Here is a 16,092-nt window from a genome sequence, read left to right on the forward strand (position 1 = left end):
GCCGTTGCCGGCTACCGCGACGGCGGGCATTTTGCCGTTGCGCGCGTCTGTGACCTGCCGTGGTTGCAATACCACACCGTTGTGGTTGTCCCACGTATTGCTCATAAACGTCATGACCGACGCAATGTCGACGTCGCTTAGCGTCGGCCCCCACGCCGGCATTTGTCCCTTTCCATTCAGCACGACGTTCAGGTGTCCGGCAATCGGGCCTTTGACGACCGGGCTGCCGTCAAGCGCCGGGAACGGCCCGGTGCCCTTGCCGGTCGGTTGGTGGCAAACCGCACAGTTGGCCGCGTACACCTTTGCACCCTGCTCCTTCAGTTCATCCATCGTATACGTTTTGTTCGGCTCGTTTGCGGACGCGCTCATTTTCTTTTGCTCGTCGGCGACCCATTTCGCATAGTCGTCCGCGCTCTTGACTTCAACGACAACCGGCATGTACGCATGCTCTTTACCGCACAGCTCGGTGCAGAAACCACGATACGTACCGACCTTTTCGGCCTTGAACCAGGTTTCGCGCGTGAAGCCGGGAATCGCATCTTGCTTGACACCGAATGCAGGCACGTACCAAGAGTGCACAACGTCCGCGGCCGTTGTGATAATCCGAATTTTCTGGCCCACCGGCACAACGAGCGGATTGTCGACTTCCTGCAGATAGGTATCGGAAATCGGCTCCTTGCCGTTGATCATCGAGCGTGGCGTCGTCAACGTCGACAGAAAGCTGATCCCCTCGCCCAGCCCCTTCACGTAGTCATAACCCCATTTCCATTGGTAGCCGGTGACCTTGATCGTCAAATCCGCGTTGGACGTGTCTTTCATCGCGACCACCGCCTTCGTCGCAGGCAACGCCATCAGCACGACGATCAGGAACGGCACGACGGTCCAAATAATTTCGACGGTGGTGCTTTCATGAAAGTGGGCGGGTTTGAAGCCTTTCGATTTGCGGTGCACGAGGATCGAATAGCACATCACACCAAACACGCCGACAAAGATCACCGCGCAGATGATCAACATCATCGTATGCAAGCCGTAGAGCTCCTCGGCGATCTTGGTGACGGGCGGCTGGAAATTCAGTTGGTTGACCGCCGGGCCGCCCGGCATGTCATTGACCGCCTGGGCCGTGCCTGCGACGAGCCACGTACTCGCGGCAAGCATGCCCACGAGGGCTCGCTTGATTGTTTTCATAGCTTCCTTACCCAAAATTACCATTCAGACTCGCCTTCCGCCCTGCTGCCCCAGTGCCCGCACGACGCGCTCTGCTTGAGCCGCGCGCGCAACTCGCGCGCAAATTCGGCGCGATGGCCGAACGCAAGATGCCGCCCAACCGATATCAACACCCGACCCGATGCCACGGTCACATATTGTCGCGACTCGCGGCCCGGCTCGATTCGGACACAGCGCGGGTTGAACTCGAATTGCGTGACGTTGCCGGCGCTCACCCGTCGAATCAAAAGATGGTCCGGGCACAGACAAATGTATGCTACGTGCCCATCGCCTCCATATTGCGGAACCCCGGGTGACAAACTGACGCATTATAGGCGGGTTCATGGCCATCCACAAGCAACGCCAAACCGGCTCGAACCTTTGCCCGACAAGCCTCTGCGCCATTTTGACGCAGTTTGCGACAGTCATTTTCAGCAGCGATTTCCGGGATAACGAAGTACCGGTCTCGCCGCCCACGCGCGCCTGCCGATGCATCAGGAAGACGTCCTGCGCCCACCGCGCGACAGATGGCCGATCTCGTCGATGCGCACGATGCCATGGCCTTCAGGCGTCACGCGGGCCACCGCCTTCCACGCATGACCGTAGACCACCTCGAAGGTGAGCGGTATCGTGCCGTCGGGCTGCCGTTGGGCTTCCAGCGCGTCGAGCAGGCGACGATACGTGCCGCGCGAAATCAGGCCACGCGACACATCGGCGCGCGCGTCGCCGCGCCGCGCACCTTGCGGCGGCATCGCCCCCCAGCGGCGCACATCCGCCAACAACGATTGCGCAGACGAGTACGTGATGGTGAGTGTCTCCATGTCCATCACCGGAATCTCGAAGCCGCTGGCAACCAGCATGTCGCCACAGTCGTGCATATCGACGAAGTCGAGCACGTGCTGCGCCGCGCCGCCATCCGCGACCGCCCATGCGCCACGCAACTCGCGCAGCGTATCAGGACCGAGCGTGGAAAACATCAGCAGCCCGCCGGTTTTCAGTACCCGATGCCACTCGGGAAACACCAGGTCCGGACGCGCATGCCACTGCAGCGCCAGATTTGACCATAGCAAGTCAAAGCGCTCCGGCGCAAACGGCAGCGCGCCGAAGTCGGCCTGCACCCGGTCGCGCGGTTGGGCGCGGCCCGGCGCGAGATGACGCAGTGCGGCCGGCAGCAAGCGACGCCAGCCGCCTGCTGGGGCGAGCTGCCCGCACGCCGCGTCGGCGCCGCCGCAACTCGACGAGTGCGCGGCGCCGAGCATCGCTCGCGATAGGTCCACGCCATAGACGGTGGCCTGCGCGAAGCGCACGCGCAGCGTATCGATGTCCTCGCCCGCACCGCACCCCGCGTCGAGCACCCGCGCCGGCTGCAGCTTGATGTACTGCAATCGTTCATGCATGCGCTGCGCGATCTCGCGCGGCAGGAACGCCACGTCGCAAAATTGCGCGGCACGGCGATCAAAAATCTGCCTGAGCTGGCGCAACCTGGGGGTGCGCTGCGCGCCCACATCGGTGTCTTGGTCCGTCGGGCGGTCGTGATCGGTTGGCATGAGCATAGGCTTGCGGGAAGGGCCGCAGTATACTCGTTCGACCGCCCTGAGCCAGTATCCCTTTCCATTTCTTGATGAAGCAGTCTACCCCGTTGCCCACACCAGCCCGCGACAGTATATCCGTCAACGATCACAGCAGTGGCCGACAGCAGGGCCACGGGTGGCCCGCTGCGGCGGCGGTGCGCATCGCCCACCCAGGCCGCGCCCCCGTCGCGCCGCGCACCGGCCGTGGGCAGCGCCGCTGGGTAGCCACGCTGCGCGGCTTATGTCGCAGCGCTTGGCGCACTGCATTACCAACGCAGTGCGCGCTCTGTGGCAATTTGTCGCACGATGTACTGTGCAACGCCTGCGATGAAATTTACTGGAATGAAACACGGCTGCGCTGCCCGCGCTGCGCACTGCCACTGCCACTGCCACTGCCACTGCCACTGCCACTGCCACTGCCACTGCCACGCAATGTTGCAACGCAATGCTCGTTTTGCGTACAGGCACGACCGGCGTTCGACGCCACCGTGACGCTTGCCGATTATGCGCCGCCGCTCGACCAGTTGGTGGCCGACTTGAAATTTCGCTCCCGTATCGAGCTTGGGCGCGATTTCGCGCGCCGGCTGGCACTCGCGTCGCAAGACCTGCCTGAGTTGCCCGACGTGTTGATCGCCGTGCCACTTTCAGCGCCGAGGCTCTCAGCGCGCGGCTACAACCAGGCTTGGGAGATCGCACGTGCGCTCGCCCGGCGCCTCGGCGTGCGCGCCGATCCGCGCGCCGTCGTGCGTGTGCGCGACACCGGGCAACAAGCGCTGCTCGGTGCAACCGCCCGGCGCGCGAACCTGGCTGGCGCATTCGCGCTGCGCAAGACGGTCCGCGGCCAACACGTGGGCATTGTCGACGACGTGATGACATCCGGGGCGACGCTCGATACGCTCGCGCGAATGCTCAAGGATGCTGGCGCGCGACGCGTCACCAATTTCGTCGCGCTGCGCACGCCGCGCGCATAATCAGCCCCGGGCGGCCACGATCACGACCGGCACTCGTCCGGCAACACCCACGCCAGCCACCTCATTGACTCATTCCATGTTCAACGTCGTTCTAGTCGAACCCGAGATTCCGCCGAACACCGGCAACATCATTCGCCTCTGCGCGAATACTGGCGCCACGCTGCACCTGGTCGAGCCGCTGGGCTTTCCACTGGACGACGCGAAGATGCGCCGCGCCGGTCTCGATTATCACGAATACGCGCAGATGCGCGTACACCGAGACTGGAACACACTGCTCGCCACAGAGCAGCCCGACCCAGCCCGGATGTTCGCATTCACGACCCGAGGCTCGTCGATGTTCGGAAACCGCGCGTTCCATCCCGGCGATTGGTTTGTATTCGGCGCCGAAACGCGAGGCCTGTGCGACACAGTGCTGCAGCACTTTGCCGCCGACCAGCGTGTACGCCTGCCGATGCGCGTCGGCAGCCGCAGCCTAAACCTGTCCAATACGGTGGCCATCGTGGTATTCGAGGCGTGGCGGCAACATGGCTTCGAGGGCGGCGCCTGAACGGCGCGATAGTCGTCGCCAGTTATCTCTTAGCGCGCGAGTTCCGCCTCGTAAAGCCGTAGCATGGCCGCATCGAAGCACGCAAAGATCACGTGCTCGAGCGCCGGAACGGCGCGCAACGTGTCAATCACGGTCGATACGGCGATCTTTACGGCCTGCGGCGCCGGAAAATGGAAAACTCCGCAACTGATTGCCGGAAACGCGATGCTGCGGCACTGGGACTCGTGCGCCAATTCCAGCACGCGGCGGTAGCAACCGGCCAGCAAGTCGGGTTCACCGTGCTCGCCGTCGTGCCAGACGGGGTCAACCGCGTGGATCACATACCGCGCCGGCAACCGGTACGCGCCAGTGATCCTGGCATCGCCGGTGCGGCAGCCGCCGAGTGCCGGCACGCCTCAAGCAACTCAGGACCGGCCGCGCGGTGAATCGCGCCATCGACCCCGCCCCCACCGTGCAGTGACGTATTAGCCGCGTTGACGATCGCGTCAACCTTTAGGGTCGTGATATCGGCTTGCCGCGCTCGAAGCACACAACCGCCGATCAACAGTTGGGCTGACTGCATGATGACCTCCTACATGCCGTGCCCGGCAAACGAACACCTCGACTCGCCCGCCCCCGTTCAGTTCGTCTCGGCCTTCACATCCCGCCGCAACAGCGCATCGACTGCGGCGCGGGGCGCCACGCCGTCAAACAGCACGCCGCAGACGGCTTCGGTAATCGGCATCTCGATTCCATGCTGACGCGCAATGGCCAATACCGCGCGCGCGCATCGCACCCCTTCGGCGACATGCCCCAACGCGGCCAAGATCTCATCCAGCGCGCGTCCAGCCGCCAGTTGGAAACCCACGGTGCGGTTGCGCGACAGATCGCCGGTCGCGGTCAGGATCAGATCACCCAACCCGGTCAGACCAGTAAAGGTATCGTACCGTCCACCGAGCGCGACGCCGAATCGCGTCATTTCCGCCAGCCCGCGCGTGATCAGCGCAGCACGTGCGTTCAGGCCGAGCCCGAGCCCGTCGGCAATGCCGGTGGCGACTGCCAGCACGTTCTTGACCGCACCGCCCACTTCGACGCCGACGACATCGTCTCCAGTATAGACGCGCATCGAGCCATGATGGAATGCATCGACGGTGCGCCGCCGGCATTCGGCGCTCGCGCTGGCGACGGTCAACGCGACAGGCAGGCCCTGGGCCACTTCCCGCGCGAAGCTCGGGCCAGACAGCGCGCCGCAACTCGGGTGCGCGCCTAGCACATCGGCAACGAGCTGATGCGGCAAATGCATCGTGTCCACATCGAAGCCCTTACACAACCAAACAAGGTGTGACGGCACGTGGCCCGCATTGCGCATCGCGGTGCAGGCGTCGGCCAGCCCCGCGACCGGTGTGCCAAGCACGCACAGCGCATCGTCCGCAAGCGCATGTTGCAGCGCGCTCCCCAGGTCGGACTCGTAGCGCAGCGCGGGGTCCAACGCAATGCCTGGCAGATAGCGGCGATTCTCGCGCGCGGCAGCAAGGTCGGCTAGGAGAGCCGGATCGCGGGCCCACAGCAGCGTGTCATGGCGCTGCGCGAGGTGACTGGCCAGCGCAGTGCCCCACGCACCGGCGCCGAGTACGGCAACTTTCATTTCCGGTACCTCGCATCAGCAACCTCGTTGCAGTCCGTCCAGATACTCGGCGCCACAGCGATCGGCCGTGCGTCGATCATCTGCGCCGCGCTCAGTGCGTGGTCGCGGAGCCTTCGTTGGCCGCGCCGTTGCCTGGCTGGTTATTGACCTGCGCCAGCCGCTGCTCGTACAGCGCCTGAAAGTTGATTTCGGCCAAGTGGATCGGTGGGAAGCCGGCACGGGTGATCGCATCGGCGACGTTTGAGCGCAGGTACGGAAAAATAATCGTCGGGCAGGCGATGCCGATCAGCGGATCGATCTGCTCGTTCGGAATGTTGCGTATGTCGAAGATACCAGCTTGCTTGGCCTCGATCAGGAAGGCAACCTTGGTGGCGACCTTCGCCGTCACGGTGCCCGTCACGATCACCTCGAACACGCCGTCAGCAAGCCGCTCCGCCTTAACGTCGACTTCGACTTCAACGCCGGGCATCTCCTGCTCCAAGAAGATTGCTGGCGAATTCGGCTGCTCGAGCGACAAATCCTTTAAGTAAATGCGCTGGATGTTAAAGAACGGCTGGTTGTTCTGCTGGTCGGACATGAACTTTCCTTCGGTGAAAGGGGCGGGTGCGCCCGGCATCGAGCCGCTGCACGCCGCGCGAATGGCGCGGCCCAAGCGAGACCGGGGCGCGCGCGTATAACGGCTTGCCGACGCCGCGGGAGCGTCGGCAAAGGTGTCAATCAGACGAGCGTCAAACTGCCTCGAGCAGCGGCATCAGCCCGCCGGCACGGTCGAGCGCGGACAGGTCATCGTAGCCGCCGACGTGGGTCTGGCCGATAAAGACTTGCGGCACTGTACGCCGGCCGGTGCGCTCCATCATTTCCGCCCGACGTTCAGGATCGCGATCGATTAGCACTTTCTCGATGTGCTCGACACCGCGCGACTTCAACAGCCGCTCAGCCATCTGGCAATACGGACAGACCTGGGTGCTATACATGACCACCTTGTTCATTTCGCCGCTCCTTGCTTGACGACCGGCATGCCGGACTGCTGCCACGCGTTGACGCCGCCTTGCAGCATGAACACTTCCGCGTAACCGGCTTCCTTCAGCACATGCTGCGCCCTGGCCGAATGCCCGCCGTTTTGGCAGACTAGCAGCACTGGCGTGTTCTTGTTTTTGGCCACTTGCGCAACTTTACTCTTCAACTCGTCGAACGGCAGATGACGCGCCTGCGGTAAGTGACCCTGCGCGAATTCATCGGCATCGCGCAAGTCGATAACGACCGCATTACGGCGGTTGATCAGTTGCGTGGCGTCCGCGGCGGACAGGCCGCGGTCGCGCCGCGTGATGACCGGCCACAGCAGCAGTCCTCCGGAAATGAGGGCAATAGCGATCAATACAAGGTTAGCTGGCTCGGTGAAAAATTTCACGGATGGCATTCGCACAAAGAAGACAATCCAACATTATAAAATATCCGTATGATGCGCTAACGTGCGCCGTTGGATCGGCGTGCGCCGGCGGCCTACCGCTTCCTGACTACCGTTCACATTGACATGTACAAGCTCGTCCTCATCCGCCACGGCGAATCGACGTGGAACAAGGAAAACCGCTTCACTGGCTGGGTCGACGTCGACCTCACTGACAAAGGCGCGGCCCAAGCGCGGCACGCCGGCGTGCTGCTCAAGCAGGCCGGCTACACGTTCGACATCGCGTATACGTCCGTGCTCAAGCGCGCCATCCGCACGCTGTGGCACGTGCAGGATGAAATGGATCTCATGTATATCCCCGTCGTGCACTCGTGGCGCCTGAACGAGCGGCACTACGGCGCGCTGTCCGGGCTGAACAAGGCTGAAACGGCAGCGCAGTACGGTGACGAACAGGTGCTGATATGGCGGCGCAGCTACGATACGCCACCGCCGGCGCTCGAGCCGTCCGATCCGCGCACGTCGTACAATGACCCGCGCTACGCCAAGGTGCCGCGCGAGTCGCTGCCGCTCACGGAATGCTTGAAGGACACGGTCGCGCGCGTGCTGCCGATCTGGAACGAATCGATCGCGCCGGCCATCAAGTCGGGCCGCAACGTGCTAATTGCCGCGCATGGCAACTCGATCCGCGCACTGGTCAAATACCTGGACGACATCTCGGATATCGATATCGTCGGGCTGAACATCCCGAACGGCGTGCCGCTCGTCTACGAGTTGAACGAAGCACTCAAACCCATCAAGCACTATTATCTAGGTGACGCAGCGGCGATCGCCAACGCGCAGGCCGCGGTCGCGAACCAGGGTAAGGCTGCCTAATTTTCCGAACCGTGCCGCCAGTGGCCTGTCCAACGGCGGTTATACTTGCTCTCCGATGAGCGCCCGCCGGGCGCTGCCGCGCGTCATAACACGCCACCGCAACTGTTTACTTTATGCGCAAGACTCTGAAGAACGCAGGTCTGATCGCCGCCGGCCTCGCGACCGGCATGTTCGCCACGCTCCAATTTTCGGCGTCCGCCGCGACCAGCACAACCGCGCCACTGCCGCTAGATCAGTTGCGGCTGTTCGCCGAGGTATTCGGCCAAATTAAGCACGAGTACGTCGAGCCAGTCGATGACAAGAAGCTGTTGACCGCGGCGATCAAAGGCATGGTGTCAAGCCTGGATCCGCACTCATCGTACCTGGACAAGACTGATTATCAGGAATTACAGGAACAGACCAAGGGGCGCTTCGCGGGGCTGGGCATCGAAATCTCGCAGGAGGACGGCCTGGTGAAGGTCATCTCGCCGATCGAGGATACGCCGGCGTTTCGCGCCGGCATCCGCCCGGGCGACCTGATTACGCGGGTCAACGACAAGCCGGTGCGCGGCATGACGCTGGACCGGGCGGTTAAGCAGATGCGCGGCGAGCCGGGTACGAAGGTCACGTTGACCATCTATCGCAAGAGCGACGAGCGCACGTTCCCGATCACCGTCACTCGCGCGGTGATCAAAGTCCAGAGCGTGAAGACAAAGATTGTGCAACCGGGCTATGCGTGGGTGCGAATTACAAGCTTCCAAGAGCGCACCGTGCCGGACCTGGCGGCTAAGCTCACTGATATCGCACACCAGCAACCGCAGCTCAAGGGCCTGATCCTGGACTTGCGCAACAACGGTGGTGGCCTGCTGCAAAGCGCGGTCGGCGTGGCCGGCGTATTTCTGCCGCCGGATTCGGTGGTCGTGTCGACCAATGGCCAAATCGCCGATGCCAAGCAAACCTATCGCGACACGTTCGACAACTATCGGTTGTCGACCTTCGACAGCGACCCGCTAAAGAACCTGCCCGCGATTTACAAGACGGTGCCGATGGTGGTGCTGGTCAACGCGTACTCGGCGTCGGCCTCCGAAATTGTCTCCGGCGCACTGCAGGACCAGCATCGCGCGCTGATCATGGGCAAGACCACGTTCGGCAAGGGGTCGGTGCAGACGGTGCGCCCAATGACCGCCGACACTGCACTGCGCCTGACGACCGCGTACTACTATACGCCGAGCGGCCGTTCGATCCAGAATAAGGGTATTCGTCCCGACATCCCGGTCGACCAGTTCGCGGACGGCGATCCGGACGATGCCCTGGTCACGCGCGAGGTCGATTATTCGAATCACCTGGCCAACACGCAGGACCCGAACGAGAAGGCCGAGCAGGAAAAGCGCGAGCAGAACCGGCTCGACCAATTGCGTCAGCTTGAGGAGCAGAATTCGAAGAAGACGCAGGAACAGCGCGAGAAGGAACGCAGCCGTCCACCGATCGAGTTCGGTAGCAGCGATGACTTCATGCTGCAGCAGGCGATGCACCAGCTCAAGGGCGAACCGGTGCAAGTCTCCAAGTCGCTGACCGAGCGCAAGATGGCCGAGAATAAGCCGCCCCGCTCCGCGTCCGCGCCGATCGCGGTGAAGCCCGCGCTACCTGCGGTGCCGAGTACTGACCATGTCCCGGCATTGGCGCCCGCCGGCGCGTCCGCGCCACGCTAGACACCAGGCGCGCGTTGTCGGCCGACATCGCACACGCCGGCGGCGGCGTGTCGGCGGTGATGTTGCCGACACGCCGCGCATGAACTCCGACGAATGCTGCAATGAACGACGACCAACTGCTGCGCTATTCGCGCCACATCCTACTCGACGAAATCGGTATTGAGGCACAGCAGCGCTTTCTGGACGCGCACGTGTTGGTTATCGGGGCCGGCGGCCTCGGTTCGCCGGCTGCGATGTACCTCGGTGCAGCGGGCGTTGGCACGCTGACGCTGGTCGATGCCGACACCGTCGATCTGACCAACCTGCAACGACAGATTCTGCATTCGAGCGACACCATCGGACAGGCCAAGGTCGCCTCGGGACGTGCAACGCTCACCCGCATCAATCCCGACGTACGCGTGAACGCGATCCGCGCGCGCGCGGACGATGCACTGCTGCAGCAATGGGTGCTGCACGCCGACGTCGTGCTCGATTGCAGCGACAATTTCGCGACCCGTCATGCGGTGAATCGCGCATGCGTCCGGCATCGCGTGCCGCTGGTATCCGGCGCGGCGTTGCGCTTTGACGGGCAGATCAGTACGTTCGATGCGCGCGATCCGACTTCACCCTGCTATGCGTGCGTGTTCGCGCCAGACCAGCCGTTCGATGAAGTCGCATGCTCGACGATGGGCGTGTTCTCCCCGTTGGTGGGCATCATCGGCGCGATGCAAGCGGCCGAAGCGCTGCGCGTGATCGCCGGGATCGGGCGTACGCTGGTCGGACGGCTGATGATGCTCGACGCGATGACGATGGACTGGCAGACGATGCGTATCGGCCGCCAGGCCGATTGCCTGGTGTGTGGCGTGCCGCATCGCGGCGCTGACACCGCGCCGTAGCACGCCGCCGCGTTACGCTTGCAGCAACCGGTCGAGCGCTGCCTGGATTTCTTCCGGCTCGTATGACGCCAGGACGTCCTCGACCGGCTTTTCCAGACTTTTCAATTGCGCGCGCAGCACCTCCTGCTTGACCAGCAACAACTGGCTCGGATGCATCGAGAACTCGGTCAGCCCCATCCCGAGCAGCAGCCGCGTCAGCGCCGGATCGCCGGCCATTTCCCCGCACACCGACACCGGCACGCCGGCTCGCCTGGTTTCGCGCAGTGTCATGCCGATCAGTTGCAGTACCGCGGGATGCAGCGGGTCATATAAATGCGCGACCGCATTGTCCGCGCGATCAATCGCCAATGTGTATTGAATCAGGTCGTTGGTGCCGATCGACAGGAAGTCGAGGCGCTTCAGAAACAGAGGCAGCGCGATCACGGCAGCCGGGATCTCGATCATCGCGCCGACCCGCACGTTCGGATCGTATGCTAGGCCCGCATCGTCGAGCTGGTGCTTGGCCTGCGCGATCAAGTCCAGCGTCTGGTCGATCTCGCACGCATGGGCGAGCATCGGCACGAGAATCTTCACGGCCCCAAACGCCGAGGCACGCAGGATGGCCCGCAACTGCGTGAGAAACATCTGCGGCTCAGACAGGCTCCAGCGGATCGCACGCAAACCAAGCGCCGGGTTGGGCGCTGTCTCGAATTCGTCGCGCGAATCGAGCGGTTTGTCGGCGCCAACGTCGATTGTGCGGATCGTCACCGGCAAGCCGTTCATCGTCTGCACGACGCGTCGATACGCATCGAATTGCTGTTCCTCTTCCGGCAACTCGCCACGCGGGTTCATGAACAGAAATTCGGTGCGGAACAGCCCGACGCCGACTGCGCCGGCGTCCAGCGCGGCGCGTGCATCGTCCGGCAGCTCGATATTTGCCAGCAGATCGATCTTTGTGCCGCATACGGTCTGCGTCGGCGAAAACTTCAGCCGCTGCAGCTTGCGTTGCTCAAGCAGCTTTTCGCTTTGTCGGTATGTATACTCCTCCAGCACGATCGGCGCCGGGTCGACGATCACCACGCCACGCTCGCCATCGACGATGATCATGTCGTCCTGCCGAATCAGCGAGCTTGCGTGCTGCATGCCCACCGCCGCCGGGATGCCCAGGCTGCGCGCGACGATTGCAGTATGCGACGTGCGCCCGCCCAGGTCCGTGACAAACCCGCGAAACGTCTGCGTCTTGAATTGCAGCATGTCGGCCGGTGCAATATCGTGCGCGACCACAATCATCTCATCGATGCCGCACCGCGCGCCGTTGGCCATCACGGCGGTCGCCGGTGATCCGGCCAACGCCTTAAGCACGCGCTCGACGACCTGCTCCAGGTCTGCCTTGCGCTCGCGCAGGTACTCGTCGTCGATGTCGTCAAAGTGCTTGGCCAGGCGCTCCAGCTGCTCGGTGAGCGCCCATTCGGCGTTGTAGCGCCGCACGCGGATCAGTTCGATTACCGCCTCGACCAGCATCTCGTCGTGCAGGATCAGTGTGTGGACGTTGAGGAACGCGCCCATCTCGCTGGGCGCATCCGCCGGCAGCTCGGCTCGCAACGTATCGAGTTCGTCGTGGACAGCCTGCTGCGCCGCGACGAAGCGGGCCACCTCGGCCTCGACATGGTCGGGCTCGACTAAATAATGGGCAACGTCCAGCGCGGCAGGCGCAATCAGGTACGCGCGGCCGATCGCGATGCCTCGAGATACAGGGATTCCATGCAGCGTGAACGACACGCGCACCTCCTCTAGTTGTGTTTGGGCAATTGGGGGCATCGGACGCGCGTGGTCAACCAACCCGCGCTGGGCGCCATCATGTCTGCCCGGCCAATGTCTGACGCAGCCTCAGACCGTCACGCCCATTATAGGTTCTGCCCTGTTTGGCCGCAGCCCGCGATGCAGTATCGGGCAATGCGCCGCGATGTCGCAGTAGGGATCGCGGCACGCGTTGACACTACCTGGCCGCCAGCACCGATTGTTTGGCGTTACTGACCTTCGCCGAACTTGTCCGCGATCAGCGCGAGGATCGCATCCATCGCCGCCTGCTCGTCGGGACCCTCGGTCTCGATGGTGATCGTGCTGCCGATACCTGCCGCGAGCATCATGACCCCCATGATGCTCTTTGCGTTAATCCGTCGGCCGTTGCGCGCCATCCAGATCTCGCACCGAAAGCTGCCAGCGAGTTGCGTCAGCTTGGCCGATGCCCGTGCATGGAGCCCTAATTTATTAACGATCGTTGCTTCTTTTTGAATCATGTTCTGGTTGGGATTGAAACGATGGAAAGCCTGCATCGGGCGCACGCAGGCTCGATGCGGCACGCGCGCCTGCCGCTCAGCCCGTCGGGCCGCACGGCATACTCGTCGCGGGATCCGCGGGCAGATCGGCGCTGCACGGCGGCAACGCAGTCCCGTGGGCCGCCGACGCCATTTCGGCGCACGGCAGGCACGCCGCTGTGGCAGGCGTGCCCGGCACGACGCCGTGGATGCCCTTGGCTCCGCCTTGCAGTGCCTTGTCCGCCAACGTGTCGATCGGCAGCGTCCGATAGCACACCGCACGCACCAACATCGGCAGATTGGCACCCGCCACCACCCGCACGTGCGGCAATGCCGCCAATTGCGCCGCAATGTTGGCCGGTGTCGCCCCGAACATATCAGTCAATACCAGTGCACCATTGTGCTCGGTCACCTGCTGTAGCTGCGCGTGCGCGCCGGCCAGCGCCGCGACCGGATCGCAGTCCGGTGTCACGTCCAGCACGCCGATGCGCGGTGGCAAACTGCCGTAGAAATGCGCGACACAATCACGCAACGCCGATGCCAGTGGCACGTGGGCAATGATCAAGATGCCAGCCATGTCAGCCTGCGTCAAAATCGCCATGAACTTCAATAGTTTATCAGGCTGGCGCAGATCGTCTCGGTCCCGTGTCAGCCAACCGCGCGCTCTAGCGCGTCGACGAACATCGACGCGACATTGAACCCCGTTTGCTCGGTGATCTCGCGAAAACATGTCGGGCTCGTCACGTTGACCTCCGTGAGCCAATCGCCGATCACATCCAAGCCCACTAGCAGCAGGCCGCGCTCGGCCAGCACCGGGCCGAGCGCGGCGGCAATCTCGCGGTCACGCGGCGCCAGCGGCTGCGCGCAGCCTACCCCACCAGCGGCCAGGTTGCCGCGGATCTCGGTGCCCTGCGGGATCCGCGCCAGCGAATAAGGTACCGGCTCCCCGCCAATCAGCAGGATCCGCTTGTCGCCGTCCTTAATCTGCGGGATATACCGCTGCGCCATCACGGTGCGCGCGCCATGGTCGCTGAGCATCTCGATTGTCGAGCCCAGGTTCATGCCGTCCTCGCGTATCCGGAACACGCCCGTGCCACCCATGCCATCCAATGGCTTGAAGATCACGTCGCGGTGCTCGCCGTGGAATGCCCGCAGCCGTGCCGCGTCGCGCGTGACTAGTGTGGGCGCGGTGAACCGCGCGAACTCGCCGATCGCCATCTTCTCGGAGTGGTCGCGGATCGCTCGCGGCTTGTTGAAAATGCGCGCGCCGTGCTGCTCGGCGATCTCCAACAGCCAGGTCGATGTCACATACTCCATGTCGAACGGCGGGTCCTTGCGCATCAACACCGCACCGAATGTGCCCAGGCCGCGATTCTCCGGGAGTTCCGCGTCGTACCACTGACCCGGGTTCGTGTGATCGCCAACAATCGAGAAACGCCGTACCGTGGCCTCGACGCCGCCGCCCGCATACGCGAGGTGCCGCGGCTCACACGCATAAAGCGCATGGCCGCGGCGCGCGGCCTCCGTCATCATCGCGTACGTCGTGTCCTTATAGATCTTGAACTGCGACAACGGGTCGGCAATAAAGAGAATGTCCATTGGGTCGTTCCGGCGCAAAGCGGCTATCCAGCGTGCATTATCGCGCAGTGGAAGCCCGCGTGCGCCAGCGGGTCACACCAGGATCGCCTCGGGATCGGTCTTCTCCAATTCGACCGATGCAGCTAGCAATGCCAGGCGAGCAACAACACCGTACATATAGAAGCGATTGGGCGGCGCGGCACCGGGCTTGGCGTGCACGTCCGGCAGCGCCGTATGCTCAAAGGCCAGCGGCACGAAGTGCATGCCCGGCGCGTTCAGGTTCTGATTCGGCGCACGACCCGCATGGACGCGGTAGAAGCCGCCGACCACGTAGCGATCGATCATATAGACGACCGGCTCGGCCACCGCCTCGTTCACGTGCTCGAACGTCTGCACGCCTTCCTGGACAATGACGTCGTGCACCTGCAGCCCTTCCTTGACGACCGCCATCCGGTTGCGCTCTCGCTTGTTCAACCCGGCAAGCTCCGATGCGTCGTGCACGGTCAGCAAGCCCATCCCATAGGTGCCAGCATCGGCCTTGATCACCACGTACGGCCGATCCTTGATCCCGTACTCGCGGTACTTCTTCGCTACCTTCTTCAGCACCGCATCGACCGCGTCGGCCAGCGCCTCGTCATGCAAGCGCTCGGTGAAATCGATGTCCGACACGCGAGTGAAGTATGGATTAAGCATCCACGGGTCGACGCCAATGAACTTGGAGAACTTCTTAGCCACCTCATCGTAGCAGCCGAAGTGGTTCGATTTGCGCCGCACCGCCCATCCGGCATGCAGCGGCGGCAGCAGAAACTGCTCGTGCAGGTTCTCCAGCACAGGCGGGACCCCAGCCGACAAGTCGTTGTTCAACAAGATCGAGCAGGGATCGAAGTTCTTCAGCCCGAGACGGCGTGCCGAGCGCTCCAGCGGCTCGACCACCAGAGCCTGACCGTCAGGCAACGGCAGCGTAACAGGCTCGGTGACGGTTTCGTCCAGCGTGCCCAGCCGCACGTTCAGACCCGCTTGGCGCATAATCGTGACGAGCCGCGCCAGGTTGTCCAGGTAGAACGCGTTGCGCGTATGGCGCTCCGGGATCAGCAGCAGATTCTTCGCGTCCGGGCAGATCTTCTCGATGGCCGCCATCGCGGCTTGCACGGCGAGTGGCAGCACTTCGAGGGGCAGGTTGTTGAAACCGCCCGGAAACAGGTTCGTATCGACCGGCGCAAGCTTGAAGCCGGCATTGCGCAGGTCCACCGAGCAATAGAACGGTGGCGTGTGCTCCTGCCATTCGAGGCGGAACCAGCGCTCAATCGCGGGCGTGGCGTCCAGAATCCGCCGCTCCAAGTCGAGCAGTGGACCATTGAGCGCGGTGACGAGGTGCGGAACCATAGAAACTCGAGGCTTACAGGCTCAAAAAAGCAATTGTAGAGGGTTGCTTCTTCCAAATGGGGGTGTTTTGCCTCGTTGCA

At 63.2% G+C, this 16,092-nt stretch carries 16 protein-coding genes and 2 pseudogenes; 5 read left to right on the top strand and 13 right to left on the bottom strand.

Features of this window, described 5'->3' with window-relative positions; translation table 11 throughout:
- The 3 genes and pseudogenes from coxB to B0B13_RS11175 all read right to left on the bottom strand — a co-directional run.
- Positions 1-1,209: pseudogene (gene coxB / locus B0B13_RS11165) on the bottom strand (cytochrome c oxidase subunit II); the annotation flags it as partial.
- A complete protein-coding gene (locus B0B13_RS11170) occupies positions 1,203-1,523 on the bottom strand; it encodes a DUF2244 domain-containing protein (RefSeq protein ID WP_255763148.1) in 321 nt (106 codons plus the stop codon). The pseudogene coxB and the gene B0B13_RS11170, both read right to left, overlap by 7 nt.
- Positions 1,524-1,697: 174 nt before the next feature.
- On the bottom strand, positions 1,698-2,750 hold the full coding sequence (locus B0B13_RS11175) for a methyltransferase domain-containing protein (RefSeq protein WP_083703712.1): 1,053 nt from the start codon (positions 2,748-2,750) through the stop codon (positions 1,698-1,700).
- Positions 2,751-2,824: 74 nt separating this feature from the next.
- Here B0B13_RS11175 and B0B13_RS11180 point away from each other — a divergent pair, with 74 nt between their 5' ends.
- Positions 2,825-3,745, top strand: coding sequence for a ComF family protein (locus tag B0B13_RS11180; protein WP_083703713.1), 921 nt, complete (start codon positions 2,825-2,827; stop codon positions 3,743-3,745).
- Positions 3,746-3,821: 76 nt separating this feature from the next.
- On the top strand, positions 3,822-4,292 hold the full coding sequence (trmL, locus tag B0B13_RS11185) for a tRNA (uridine(34)/cytosine(34)/5-carboxymethylaminomethyluridine(34)-2'-O)-methyltransferase TrmL (RefSeq protein WP_076786015.1): 471 nt from the start codon (positions 3,822-3,824) through the stop codon (positions 4,290-4,292).
- A 29-nt stretch (positions 4,293-4,321) separates the two neighbouring features.
- Here the strand turns inward: trmL and B0B13_RS11190 are convergent.
- The 5 genes and pseudogenes from B0B13_RS11190 to B0B13_RS11210 form a co-directional block, all read right to left on the bottom strand.
- A pseudogene (locus B0B13_RS11190) lies at positions 4,322-4,854 on the bottom strand (O-acetyl-ADP-ribose deacetylase).
- Between the two features lie 57 nt (positions 4,855-4,911).
- Complete coding sequence (locus B0B13_RS11195) at positions 4,912-5,916, bottom strand: NAD(P)H-dependent glycerol-3-phosphate dehydrogenase (RefSeq protein ID WP_076796410.1); 1,005 nt, start codon at positions 5,914-5,916, stop codon at positions 4,912-4,914.
- Positions 5,917-6,007: 91 nt separating this feature from the next.
- Complete coding sequence (gene secB, locus B0B13_RS11200; protein ID WP_076786012.1) at positions 6,008-6,493, bottom strand: protein-export chaperone SecB; 486 nt, start codon at positions 6,491-6,493, stop codon at positions 6,008-6,010.
- A 151-nt stretch (positions 6,494-6,644) separates the two neighbouring features.
- Positions 6,645-6,905 carry a glutaredoxin 3 gene (grxC, locus tag B0B13_RS11205; protein ID WP_076786011.1) on the bottom strand — a complete coding sequence of 87 codons (261 nt, stop codon included), beginning with the start codon at positions 6,903-6,905 and terminating at the stop codon, positions 6,645-6,647.
- Complete coding sequence (locus B0B13_RS11210; RefSeq protein WP_076797284.1) at positions 6,902-7,324, bottom strand: rhodanese-like domain-containing protein; 423 nt, start codon at positions 7,322-7,324, stop codon at positions 6,902-6,904. The genes grxC and B0B13_RS11210 overlap by 4 nt, the downstream gene beginning before the upstream one ends.
- 123 nt (positions 7,325-7,447) lie before the next feature.
- Here B0B13_RS11210 and gpmA point away from each other — a divergent pair, with 123 nt between their 5' ends.
- From gpmA to B0B13_RS11225, 3 genes are all read left to right on the top strand, one after another.
- Positions 7,448-8,194, top strand: a complete 747-nt coding sequence (gpmA, locus tag B0B13_RS11215) for a 2,3-diphosphoglycerate-dependent phosphoglycerate mutase (RefSeq protein WP_076786010.1) — start codon at positions 7,448-7,450, stop codon at positions 8,192-8,194.
- A 113-nt stretch (positions 8,195-8,307) separates the two neighbouring features.
- Entirely contained in the window at positions 8,308-9,882 is a 1,575-nt protein-coding gene (locus B0B13_RS11220) for a S41 family peptidase (protein WP_076786009.1), read from the top strand.
- A gap of 101 nt (positions 9,883-9,983) precedes the next feature.
- Entirely contained in the window at positions 9,984-10,757 is a 774-nt protein-coding gene (locus B0B13_RS11225; RefSeq protein WP_076796412.1) for a HesA/MoeB/ThiF family protein, read from the top strand.
- Between the two features lie 12 nt (positions 10,758-10,769).
- On the opposite strand, the gene ptsP is transcribed toward B0B13_RS11225, so the two are convergent.
- The 5 genes from ptsP to gshA form a co-directional block, all read right to left on the bottom strand.
- Positions 10,770-12,515: a phosphoenolpyruvate--protein phosphotransferase gene (ptsP, locus tag B0B13_RS11230; RefSeq protein ID WP_076797285.1), complete on the bottom strand. Its 1,746-nt coding sequence runs from the start codon at positions 12,513-12,515 to the stop codon at positions 10,770-10,772.
- Between the two features lie 248 nt (positions 12,516-12,763).
- Positions 12,764-13,033 (bottom strand): HPr family phosphocarrier protein, encoded by a 270-nt coding sequence (locus B0B13_RS11235; RefSeq protein ID WP_076787634.1) that lies wholly within the window; start codon positions 13,031-13,033, stop codon positions 12,764-12,766.
- A 76-nt stretch (positions 13,034-13,109) separates the two neighbouring features.
- Positions 13,110-13,628 (bottom strand): PTS sugar transporter subunit IIA, encoded by a 519-nt coding sequence (locus tag B0B13_RS11240; protein WP_076797286.1) that lies wholly within the window; start codon positions 13,626-13,628, stop codon positions 13,110-13,112.
- A gap of 71 nt (positions 13,629-13,699) precedes the next feature.
- Positions 13,700-14,650: a glutathione synthase gene (gene gshB / locus B0B13_RS11245; RefSeq protein WP_076796414.1), complete on the bottom strand. Its 951-nt coding sequence runs from the start codon at positions 14,648-14,650 to the stop codon at positions 13,700-13,702.
- Positions 14,651-14,722: 72 nt separating this feature from the next.
- Entirely contained in the window at positions 14,723-16,012 is a 1,290-nt protein-coding gene (gene gshA / locus B0B13_RS11250; protein ID WP_076786006.1) for a glutamate--cysteine ligase, read from the bottom strand.
- Positions 16,013-16,092 lie beyond the last annotated feature (80 nt).

The organism is Burkholderia sp. b14, from assembly GCF_900156195.1.
In the GTDB taxonomy this organism is placed as follows: domain Bacteria; phylum Pseudomonadota; class Gammaproteobacteria; order Burkholderiales; family Burkholderiaceae; genus Mycetohabitans.